General features: G+C 35.7%; 3 protein-coding genes. 2 read left to right on the forward strand and 1 reads right to left on the reverse strand.

Annotated elements, in window-relative coordinates:
• Positions 1–898 (forward strand): ParM/StbA family protein (locus AC1DJR_RS28170; protein ID WP_477004064.1); only part of this gene is annotated, 898 nt, incomplete at its 5' end.
• Between the two features lie 11 nt (positions 899–909).
• Positions 910–1,245, forward strand: coding sequence for a hypothetical protein (locus AC1DJR_RS28175; RefSeq protein WP_002085171.1), 336 nt, complete (start codon positions 910–912; stop codon positions 1,243–1,245).
• 279 nt (positions 1,246–1,524) lie between these two features.
• Here the strand turns inward: AC1DJR_RS28175 and mleBCA are convergent, their stop codons facing one another.
• The gene (mleBCA, locus tag AC1DJR_RS28180) at positions 1,525–2,382 is read right to left on the reverse strand and encodes a BCA family alpha/beta fold macrolide esterase (protein WP_477004065.1); all 858 of its coding nucleotides are present in this window, start codon (positions 2,380–2,382) and stop codon (positions 1,525–1,527) included.
• Positions 2,383–2,387 lie beyond the last annotated feature (5 nt).

Genomic DNA, 2,387 nt, shown 5'->3' on the forward strand with positions numbered 1-2,387 from the left:
ATATATAGGTGAGTCTACGGGGTTGTTGGATGAGGGTGAAGTTTCATCGTCAGAATTAGAGAATCATATTGATGTGACCATTAGTTCTCCATCGCTAATGTTAAATAATGTACGATACATCGTTGGAGAAAAAGTGATTCAAGATCAATTAAAAGGTACTGAAGTGGAGAAAAAATCAAATAAATCTACTGATGAGTTAATGGTTATTACAATCCTTTCAGGTTTAGCGATAAGTGCTATGCGTCAAAGCCCTACTTCAAGTCATATTAATATTCGTTATGATTTATCTGTTGCTCTTCCAATGCAACTTATTACACAGGAAATTGCTGCTGAAAATGCGAAACGGTATATGGGTAATCACAAGGTCATATTCCATTATCCAAATGGACGCGATGTTACGATTAATGTTTCTATTGAGTTTTGTAAATGTCTACCTGAAGGCGCTTCTGGGACGTGGGGGATTGTATATGATGAGGAAGGAAATGTTGTGAAACATAAAATAGAATGTGAACAAAATCAAGTTTCAGAAATTGATTTTGTAGATAAAACTTTATTGTCTTTTGATATTGGCGCGGGGACAACGGAAGAAGTTGTTTCATTAGGGGTAAATTTCCGTCCGCAATTAAGTAAAGGATTATCATATGGCGCAACGGATATTATTAACAAAATTGATGATATGAAAGACGATCCATATGTATTTATTTATGGTGGGGGCGCAGTTATTATTAAAAATAGCTTAAAAATGATTTTGAAACAAAAAGGACGCTTGAAAAATGTGATTTTTGTAGATAACCCGTTATTCACCAATGCTCGCGGGTTATTAGTATATACATGCTCGCCAAAATATAGAGAGCATAAGCAAAAAGAGTTAGGGTTTACAAACTTAACGATAAGTTAGTTGGTGGAAGTATGCGATCTAGGCGATATAAACGTGGTGATCGAGTGAAAATTAATATTAATAAATCAGTATCGCCTGAAATGATTGCTTGGCTTAATAAACAATCTAATCCAACTAATTTCTTTTTCTTTGCGGCCCAGCAATTATTTAAACAAGTAGGAGATATTGATGTATCAAAAACCTTGCCAAGTAGCCATGTTTTTTCTTTATATATAGAACCATCATCTCTATTAAAAGTTGAAATGAATCCATTTAAACACGTACCACTAGAAAATAGTAAATCCACCGAAAATGTAAAAAAAAAATCGTGGGAATCTGTTGACCAGTTAGATTGTCCATTTTTTTAAGCATAAAAAATATAGGTAGAGCCCATCACTATACATACGAATGCAGTGATGGGTTTTTGATATTGTATCGTAATCTTTATAAAGTGAAACTATAATCAGTGGGGGTTTTGTTCATCCCCCAYTGATTATTAGCCTTCACCAATCGGGCGTTTACGGGCAGTTTATCTCCCACCTAATTTCTTTGCTTCAGCTGAATTTTGAGGTGGGAGTTTTACTGCCCACAAATAGCGGGATAAATAGAAGGGGCAAAACAATTTGTGCCCCTTCTAATAGTTGTTCTTATCTTATACGGGATATATGTTCTGAAACTGCTTTAATAATTTTATCCCAGTCATCGGGATGATTCTCATGTCCTGTACCTTCAAGGGGTAATAGCTTTGAGTTCGGAATTTCATCAATAAGTGCGAGTCCATGTTCAAGTGGAAGAGCTGTATCGTCCGTACCATGAATTACTAAAGTAGGTACTAGTAACGACTTTAGTATACCTTCATAAGAATCATCACCTGTAAGGAGGGCGTGATTAAACATACTTAATAGATTGTTAGCACGTTCTATTTCTTGCKTTACTTGTTTTAAAGTTCTTGCTTCATCAAATATACGCTTTGATCCACAGAGTAGACGTGATCCTGTAATTAAATATTTCGCTATAACATCTTTATTTGTCCAATCTAAATTTGCACCATTAGCATGATGTGTCAAAATTCTTTCATCCATTGGAGGCAAATCACGAGTATTGTTATCAGATCCAATAACGCTTGTTGCTAGTAATGTTAAGGTCAAAATTCTTTCTGGGTGTTTTACTGCAGCAATTTGAGCAATCATACCTCCTAATGACATGCCAAAAAGGTGTGCCTTGTCAATATGATACGCATCGAGTACTCCGATTGCATCTTCAGCCATGTCTGCTACAGTGTAATTGGAAGTCCCAGGCTCATATGTAATAGAGCGACCAACATCACGGTTATCATAGCGAATGACAAATCTTCCTGTGCTAGCTAACCTTTCACAAAATTCTTCATCCCAATAAACCATTGAACAYGTAGCTCCCATAATTAATAATATTGCTGGGTTATTAGGATTGCCAAAGCTTTCTGTACATATATCGATACCGTTTACTTTGAAAACTTGTTCACTCATAGCAC

Source organism: Bacillus sp. 05T31 (assembly GCF_056396725.1).

Bases quoted from the DNA above. Each gene is read 5' to 3' on its own strand.
- AC1DJR_RS28175 (WP_002085171.1), top strand. From the start codon at position 910: ATGCGATCTAGGCGATATAAACGTGGTGATCGAGTGAAAATTAATATT.